The following is a 7,823-nucleotide window of genomic DNA, read 5'->3' on the forward strand; positions in this document are numbered from 1 at the left end:
CTACGGTAAGCCCGCGCCATGTTGGCCTTCTCTACCACGGCCTCCATGAGCAGGACGGGCTCCGCTTTCGTCCACGATGACGACGCCGGGACCGTCTCGACGCTCACCGGCCGGGACTCGGGGTACCGCCCCTGCCCCTCTGGGTGGGTGACCGTATTCGGGTCTTTGTCTGTCTTCACGATCGATCCTCGAGATGTCATCGCCTACTCGCGGTTCTTCATGTTCGGCCCTTGGTGCCGGGGTGAATCGACACTTACTATGGCCTCGGCTGACGTCTGGCAGTCCATCCCGTCGCCTCGCGACGCCGGTAGCACAGCGGCAGACCACCCGACCTCCCAGGGTAAGACGCGCGACGTTGTTCGGCGCATCCTTGCGCCTCACCTTTCAGGCTGACGCTCAAATTCGTTCCCGACGAATTGGTCCCGCTTATGCCTGTCGGATCTACGCCATGACGTTCCGTGCAAGTATTGGGCTTTGATGAATTGGGCCATCTCACCCCATCATGACGCCTCGTATCCGCTTCCTGTTCAGCTGGGCGCCCCCGTCGAGCCCGCGTTTTGCCTCGGGCTTCCTTCAGATTCCCCTTCGCAGGAGACACCCTTGCCGTCGGCTAGCACTTCCCCTTGCCGGGCGTGCAGGGGACTTTCACCCAGGTCATCCCGGAGCACCACCTCCGGGAACAGTGCCAGTCAGGCACTGCGCGCCATGCCTGGCGCACGATAATAAAACGCCCGCGCGGGGCGGGCGTTAGATGCATCGAAGCGAGAAGTACGTCAGTCGGTCGACTGATCGGGGGTAGTAGGCTCGGCATTCACCTGATCGGGCGCCGGCTTGCCCTTCATCTTGCGCATCGCGGCCATGGCCGGCCCCGACACCACATAGCAGGCAAACAGCGTCAGCAGCATTACCGACGGCTCGAGCGAGATCACCACGAAGCCCAGCACGATCGCCAGCAGGGCCACGAACGGCACCGGCCCCTTGAGATCGACCTCCTTGAAGCTGTAGTAGCGGATATTGCTGACCATCAGCACGCCGGCACAGACCACCACGAAGGTCATCAGCAGCTTGAAGGCGTAGGCCTCAATATCGAAGTTGTGAAAGACCCAGACACAGCCGGCGACCAGGGCGGCGGCCGAGGGGCTGGGCAGACCGATGAACCATTTCTTGTCGGTGGAGCCGATCTGCACGTTGAAGCGCGCCAGACGCAGCGCCGAACAGGCGACATACAGAAACGCGGCGATCCAGCCGAATTTGCCGACATCCTGCAGAATCCAGGTGAAGGCCACCACCGCCGGCGCCACCCCGAACGAGAGCATGTCGGCCAAGCTGTCGTACTCGGCGCCGAAAGCGCTCTGGGTATTGGTCATGCGAGCGACCCGGCCATCGACGCCATCAAGCACCATCGACACGAACACGGCGATGGCCGCGGCCGAAAAACTGCCATTGATCGCCGCGACTACGGCAAAGAATCCCGAAAACAGCGCCGAGGTCGTGAACAGATTGGGCAACAGGTAGATGCCGCGTCGCCGAACCTTCTTGCCATTCTCGACGGTTTCCTCGACGACGTCGGTCTCGCGCGCGAAATCGGCAAACTCGTTGCTGGAGGCCGAGGCCTTGTTCTCGGGCTTGTCCTGCTGGGCGTCCTGGGTCATTGCTCTCATTCCGTTGCCAACCTGCATGTCGTCTCATTCTACACACTAGCTAGGCTAACGATAGGCATCGCACCCTGCCGCACAAACCAGCCAGGGGGCGAAAACCCGCGCCCTGGCTGGTTGGAATGCCGCAAGCCGACGGGCTAGTTCTTGCTCTTGTCGACCAGCTGGTTGGCGGCGATCCACGGCATCATCGAGCGCAGCTTCTCGCCGACCTGCTCGATCGGCAGCTCGGCATTGAGCCGGCGCCGGGCGTGCATCGACGGGTAGTTGGTGTTGCCTTCCTGAATGAACATCTTGGCGTATTCGCCGCTCTGGATGCGCTTCAAGGCATTGCGCATCGCTTCACGGGACTGCTCGTTGATGATCTCCGGGCCGGTCACGTATTCGCCGTACTCGGCATTGTTGGAGATCGAGTAGTTCATGTTGGCGATGCCGCCTTCGTACATCAGGTCGACGATCAGCTTGAGTTCGTGCAGGCACTCGAAGTAGGCCATCTCCGGTGCGTAGCCGGCTTCGGTCAGGGTCTCGAAACCGGCCTTGACCAGCTCGACGGCGCCGCCGCACAGCACGGCCTGCTCGCCGAACAGGTCGGTTTCGGTCTCGTCCTTGAAGGTGGTCTCGATGATCCCGCTGCGCCCGCCGCCGATCGCCGCCGCGTAGGACAACGCCAGTTCCTTGGCGGAACCGGAGGCGTCCTGCTGGATGGCGATCAGGTCGGGAATGCCGCCGCCGCGAGTAAACTCCGAGCGCACCGTATGACCCGGCGCCTTGGGTGCAATCATGATCACGTCGAGATCATTGCGCGGAATGATCTGATTGTAATGGATGTTGAAGCCATGCGCGAAGGCCAGCGTGGCGCCCTGCTTGAGATTCGGCTCGATCTGCTGTTCGTAGATCGCCTTCTGGTTCTCGTCGGGGGCCAGCATCATGACCACATCGGCCTCGCGGCTGGCATCGGCGACGGTGGCCACCTTGAGCCCGGCCGACTCGGCCTTGTCGGCCGATGATGAGCCCTCGCGCAGCGCCACGGTGACCTCGACGCCGGATTCCTTGAGGTTGTTGGCGTGGGCATGGCCCTGCGAGCCGTAGCCGACGATGGCGACTTTCTTGGCCTGAACCAGCGACAGATCGCAATCTTTATCGTAATAAACGCGCATGGCGTACTCCGCAATTCGTTGAGTAGGGGGTTGTGTCAGCGTTGATGGCCTGCCGTCTAGCGCGGCGTGGTCAAACATTGAGGGTACGATACGGCAGACATTGCATTGCGTAAAACGCTATATTTGCAATACCACGATTCACTAAATGAAATACCAACATGGATCTACGCCCACTGCGTCATTTTCTGGCGCTGGCCGAAACGCTGCACTTCGGTCGCGCCAGCGACGCCTGCCACGTCAGCCCATCGACGCTCAGTCGCAGCTTGCGCCAGCTCGAGACCCGCCTCGGCGTGCGCCTGATCGAGCGCGACAATCGCACCGCCTATCTGACTCGCGAAGGTAGGCTATTTCAGCAATACGCGCGAGACGCCCTCGAGCAGTGGGCGGCGCTGCGCCAGACCCTGATGGAGGAAGCCGGCGAACTGGCCGGCGAGATCAGCATCTACTGTTCGGTAACGGCGAGCTACAGCTTTCTCTATGAACTACTCAGCGAATTCCGCCTGCGCCATCCGCGCATCGAACTCAAGCTGCACACCGGCGACCCGGCCGATGCGATTGCCCGCATCCTGGGTGGCGACGAGGACATGGCGATCAGCGCCCGCCCCGAGACACTGCCGGCACCGCTCGCCTTCAAGCCGATCGCCACCTCGCCACTGGTGTTCATCGCCCCCCGCGAGGCCACGGATTGGCTGCCGGCGGAGATCCAGCCGCCGCTGGCCGCGGCCTGGGCGGACACGCCGATGATCCTTTCGGAGTCGGGGCTGGCCCGCGAGCGTACCGACGCCTGGTTCCGCAGCCTCGGCATCAAGCCGCGCATCTACGCCCAGGTCGCCGGCAACGAGGCGATCGTCAGCATGGTCGGGCTGGGATTCGGCGTCGGCGTGGTGCCGCAGATCGTGCTCGACAATAGTCCGCTGGCCGATCGCGTACGCACGCTCGACGTCAGCCCTCGGCTCGCGCCTTACGACGTGGGACTCTGCGTGCTCGACAAGAAACTGCGCACCCCGCTGATCCATGCGCTGTGGACCCAGGTAGCCGATGCGCCCCGTCAGGCCGACGCCTGAGCGCGGCGCTACCGCCTGTCCACCCAATCGGGATAGAGGGGAGCCATTAGGCTCCGCCCCTCCCACACCACCCGGCATGCGGGTCCGCACCGGGCGGTTCGAGAAGTTGAGGTCATGAGAGACGCGGCACGCCCAACCGGTCAAAGTAGGCAATCGTCAGCACATTGTGAATAGCAGACCGACTATTATGCCACCAGCGGCGACTCAGGGCCGCCACCGATCGTGCAACCCAGGGACTCGCGCCAAGGCGCAATAGCTCCCGGTGGATAGTCTTTCCCCGCCGCCACTGTTTTAGGTGTAGGGCTCTCAGGCGACGGCGCAACCACTCATCCAGTGATCGCCAGATGCGTGGCGTTTGCGCCAACCTGAAGTATCCCTTCCACCCCAACAGGTAGCTGCGGAGCTTTTCCACGACCTGCGTAATGCTGCGTCCTCCGTTGCGTCGGGTCAGTTGCCTGACCCTCCGCTTGAACGTCTGCAACGCTTTCGCTGATACCGTGCGCCGGACATCTCCGTCCCTCGTTTGCCACAAGGCATAGCCAAGGAACTTGCGCCCGAACACGCGAGTTACCGCGCTTTTGGATTCGTTGATCTTCAAGCGCAGTCTGTCGTAGTAACGCCGCAACAGAGCCATCACCCGCTCGCCCGCTTTGTGACTGCGCACGTAAACGTTGCAGTCATCGGCGTAACGGGCAAAGCGATGCCCTCGGCGTTCCAGTTCCCGATCCACCTCGTCCAGCAGAACGTTAGCCAGTAACGGCGACAACGGCCCGCCTTGCGGCGTCCCCTCTACTCGCCGGATGGTCACGCCGCCATCCATAATACCCGCATTCAGGTACGCGCGAACCAACCGGACAACGCCGGCGTCGTTCACGCGTTTCTTCAGGCGGTCGATCAGGATGTCGTGGTTGACCCGGTCGAAGAATTTCGACAAGTCGACATCCACCACGACGTGGCAGCCCTGCTGGACGTAGCGTTGTGCAGCCAGTATGGCATCGTGTGCCCGGCGGCCCGGGCGGAAGCCGTAGCTGTGTTCGCTGAAGGTCGGATCGATCCGAGGTTGCAGCATTTGCAGCAGTGCTTGTTGAATCAGACGGTCGGTCACGGTGGGAATACCCAACTCCCGCTCACTGCCGTCCGGTTTGGGGATGCCTACCCGACGAACCGGCTGTGGCCGATAACGACCTTCCAGCAGCTGTTGCCGGAGATCGGGCCAGGCCCATCGCAGGTATTCGGCTGTCTGGGCAATGTCCAGACCGTCGATACCCGCCGCTCCCTTGTTGGCCTTCACGCGCTTCCATGCCCGCTGCATATTCTCTCGTGCGAACGCCTGTTCAAGCAGGCTTCGCCCTGCGCCCTTCGATTCTTGTCGCGGGGTAAGCGCCGTTAAACCGACCCACTTGCCCTAACCGTATTGAGCCACTTTTTTTGAAGCGGGCAGCGTCGCGTTCCAGGGCAAGAGTGTTTCGAGTTGTTCGAGGGTAACCGCATCGGCTATGTGCGTTAGCACATGGTGAATATAAGCGGATGGCTCCAGGCCGTTGGCCTTGGCGGTTTCGATCAGCGAGTAACAGGTGGCACTCGCTTTAGCCCCTTGCGGGGTATCGGCGAACAGCCAGGCCTTCCTTCCGACCGCAAATGGTCGGATGGCGTTTTCTGCCAGCACGTTGCTGATCTGCAAGTCGCCGCGCTCGCAGTAGCCAACCAGGGTGTCCCACTGGTTGAGGGTATAATCAATGGCCTTGCGGGTGAGCATGCCTTTCATCACCTTGGGGGCATTTTTCTCCAACCAGGCCTTGAAGGCGTTCAGTAGCGGCAGGCTTTTTTCCTGGCGCACCCGGTAACGCTCGGCATCACTCAGCGCCTGCGCCGCTTTTTCAACCGCGTACAGCTTGCGGATATGGCTCAGGGCCACATCGGCTTTTGACGGCTGGCCTTTCTTGCCCTTGGCCGGCGCGGCTCGGGACGCTTCCACGAACTTGCGTCGGGCATGATCCCAACATCCGATTCGGCTCAGATTATTGTCACGGCACACCTTGCCATAGCCGGAGTAGCCATCGGCTTGCAGAATGCCCTGGAAGTCATCCAGCAGGCGCACCGGTACCTTGCCACCTCGTGAGGGGTCATACTCGAACAGAACCGAGGGTTTTCCCGGTGGACCACCCCGGGTGACCCACATCCATTTGTCGGATTGGGCTGTCTTGCCGTCTTCCTTGAGTACCTGGATCCGGGTTTCATCCGCCTGCAGGTAATCGCTGCTGTTCTGGGTTTCCCGCATCAGGTTGATCAGCGGCTGGAACACGTTGTCCAGTCGGATGATCCAGTGGGCCATGCTGGTTCGGCTGACTTCGTGGCCCAGGCGTTTGAGCATCTGCTCCTGTCGGTATAACGGTAGCCCGTCGGCGTACTTGGAGGTGATGAGGTAGGCCAGCAACGAGGGGGTGGCGATGCACTTGCCCAGCGGGTGAGCCGGACGGGCTGCCGCCACCATGCGTTCCTCACCCTCCTGCTCGAACACCGCCTTTTCCTGCCAGTACTCCAGCACTTTCAACTGGGCCGGGATGAATTCCAGCTCTTCCTTCACTTTGGTGAAGAAGGCCTTGCTGGCACCGGCTTTCTCTTCGTCACTGAGGGTCAGCTCAATACGCTCACGCAGCAGTTTGTCACAGAAGCCGCGTTGGCGGCGCTTTCGTGACCGGCGGGGCGCTTCTTCCTCGGCCTCGTCGGCCAGGTCATCGCGGAGTTCATCAATCTCAACTTCCAGCTCGGCTTCATCAAACAGCATGATCTGATGGGGCTGCTTTTCACTACTGGCCGCGAATTGCTGGATCTTTTTATGTCGCAGTAGCTCTTCAAGGATCTCGATGCGGGCGTCCCGGCTCTGGATGGCCTGATCGCGCTGCTCCAGTGCTGATGCCTGAGATTTCAGCCTGGCCTGCTGGTTCAGAAAGGCTTCTTCTTTCGAGGCGAGTCGCTGCTGAAGATCACTGATAACAGTCGCCATTTCAGCGGCAGAGAGGCTGCTGAAATCAGGAGTTGAAGAGGCGTTATCAGGCGTTGTTTTCATAACGGAATTATAGCAAAAACAACGATCTGTAGCACGTAAAAAGTGCTATCCCACGCTCTCGTAATGCAGGGTTTTGTGCCCTCGCAACAGGGTAATGTCATACCCGTCCAGCAACCAGTTGATCTGCTCGCCAGTCAGCGGCATCAGGTCATCCGACGGGCCAGGCCACTTGAATCGCTCCTCGGCCAGGGCCTTGTAATACAGCACAAAGCCATTGTCTTCCCACATCAGACACTTGATCTTGTTCCGCTGCCGGTTAGTGAAGGCATAGAAGGCGCCGGAGAACGGGCTGTGCCCCAGCTCCTGTTCAACGATCAGGGCCAGGCCGTTGGCCTGCTTGCGGAAGTCGACCGGGGTGCGATACAGGTAAATCTCCGGCAAGTCCCACGAGGGACGCAGATACCGGTTTCGCATCACAACTGCCTCAGAACCGCGCCCAGCAACTCGATGTTGCCAGCGTGCAGGCCGGTCACCGATACGCCGCCAGGCAACGAGACGGTCAGGCCGTCCGTGGCCTCCGATCCGGAGACCGGGGCTACCCGGGCAAATCCCGAAGGTGCGGCATCATCCGGCACCCCATGGGTCAGCTTCTTGCGCCAATAGACAAACCGACAGTAGGTCAGTGACTGTTGCTTGCAGTAGGCCATTCCAGACAGTCCGGATGCCTGCCACTGCGTGATGTGCTGTTGCCAAAGTTGTTCGCGTTCGTGGGTCATGCTGATTCCCTCCTGCGGTTGATGAGGGAATCAGTGTGTTAAATATGGGGATGGGGGTGTAGGTGCTGATTTATTGGCGCTTACCCCCGAACACAGGCTGTCCGGGACTCACGCGCGCCCCAGCTTTCTCGCGCACCCACAAAAAAAAGCCCCCGGGGTGTCCC

At 61.0% G+C, this 7,823-nt stretch carries 7 protein-coding genes; 1 reads left to right on the forward strand and 6 read right to left on the reverse strand.

Features of this window, described 5'->3' with window-relative positions; translation table 11 throughout:
• Positions 1-773 precede the first annotated feature (773 nt).
• Positions 774-1,652: a CDP-diacylglycerol--serine O-phosphatidyltransferase gene (gene pssA, locus HALZIN_RS0116595; protein ID WP_051907659.1), complete on the reverse strand. Its 879-nt coding sequence runs from the start codon at positions 1,650-1,652 to the stop codon at positions 774-776.
• A 143-nt stretch (positions 1,653-1,795) separates the two neighbouring features.
• The gene (gene ilvC, locus HALZIN_RS0116600; protein WP_031385305.1) at positions 1,796-2,812 is read right to left on the reverse strand and encodes a ketol-acid reductoisomerase; all 1,017 of its coding nucleotides are present in this window, start codon (positions 2,810-2,812) and stop codon (positions 1,796-1,798) included.
• Positions 2,813-2,970: 158 nt separating this feature from the next.
• Between ilvC and ilvY the strand changes: the two genes are divergently transcribed.
• Positions 2,971-3,876, forward strand: coding sequence for an HTH-type transcriptional activator IlvY (gene ilvY / locus HALZIN_RS0116605; protein ID WP_031385306.1), 906 nt, complete (start codon positions 2,971-2,973; stop codon positions 3,874-3,876).
• A gap of 112 nt (positions 3,877-3,988) precedes the next feature.
• Here the strand turns inward: ilvY and ltrA are convergent, their stop codons facing one another.
• From ltrA to tnpA, 4 genes are all read right to left on the reverse strand, one after another.
• Positions 3,989-5,188: a group II intron reverse transcriptase/maturase gene (gene ltrA / locus HALZIN_RS0116610; RefSeq protein ID WP_031385307.1), complete on the reverse strand. Its 1,200-nt coding sequence runs from the start codon at positions 5,186-5,188 to the stop codon at positions 3,989-3,991.
• A gap of 93 nt (positions 5,189-5,281) precedes the next feature.
• Positions 5,282-6,943, reverse strand: a complete 1,662-nt coding sequence (tnpC, locus tag HALZIN_RS0116615) for an IS66 family transposase (protein ID WP_031382221.1) — start codon at positions 6,941-6,943, stop codon at positions 5,282-5,284.
• A gap of 45 nt (positions 6,944-6,988) precedes the next feature.
• Positions 6,989-7,357 carry an IS66 family insertion sequence element accessory protein TnpB gene (tnpB, locus tag HALZIN_RS0116620; protein WP_031382220.1) on the reverse strand — a complete coding sequence of 123 codons (369 nt, stop codon included), beginning with the start codon at positions 7,355-7,357 and terminating at the stop codon, positions 6,989-6,991.
• Positions 7,357-7,659: an IS66 family insertion sequence element accessory protein TnpA gene (gene tnpA, locus HALZIN_RS0116625; RefSeq protein WP_031382219.1), complete on the reverse strand. Its 303-nt coding sequence runs from the start codon at positions 7,657-7,659 to the stop codon at positions 7,357-7,359. The genes tnpB and tnpA overlap by 1 nt, the downstream gene beginning before the upstream one ends.
• Positions 7,660-7,823: the final 164 nt, after the last annotated feature.

It is taken from the genome of Halomonas zincidurans B6 (assembly GCF_000731955.1).
Taxonomy (GTDB): domain Bacteria; phylum Pseudomonadota; class Gammaproteobacteria; order Pseudomonadales; family Halomonadaceae; genus Modicisalibacter; species Modicisalibacter zincidurans.

Bases quoted from the DNA above. Each gene is read 5' to 3' on its own strand.
- pssA (WP_051907659.1), bottom strand. From the start codon at position 1,652: ATGACCCAGGACGCCCAGCAGGACAAGCCCGAGAACAAGGCCTCGGCC.
- ilvC (WP_031385305.1), bottom strand. From the start codon at position 2,812: ATGCGCGTTTATTACGATAAAGATTGCGATCTGTCGCTGGTTCAGGCC.
- ilvY (WP_031385306.1), top strand. From the start codon at position 2,971: ATGGATCTACGCCCACTGCGTCATTTTCTGGCGCTGGCCGAAACGCTG.
- ltrA (WP_031385307.1), bottom strand. From the start codon at position 5,188: ATGCAGCGGGCATGGAAGCGCGTGAAGGCCAACAAGGGAGCGGCGGGT.
- tnpC (WP_031382221.1), bottom strand. From the start codon at position 6,943: ATGAAAACAACGCCTGATAACGCCTCTTCAACTCCTGATTTCAGCAGC.
- tnpB (WP_031382220.1), bottom strand. From the start codon at position 7,357: ATGCGAAACCGGTATCTGCGTCCCTCGTGGGACTTGCCGGAGATTTAC.
- tnpA (WP_031382219.1), bottom strand. From the start codon at position 7,659: ATGACCCACGAACGCGAACAACTTTGGCAACAGCACATCACGCAGTGG.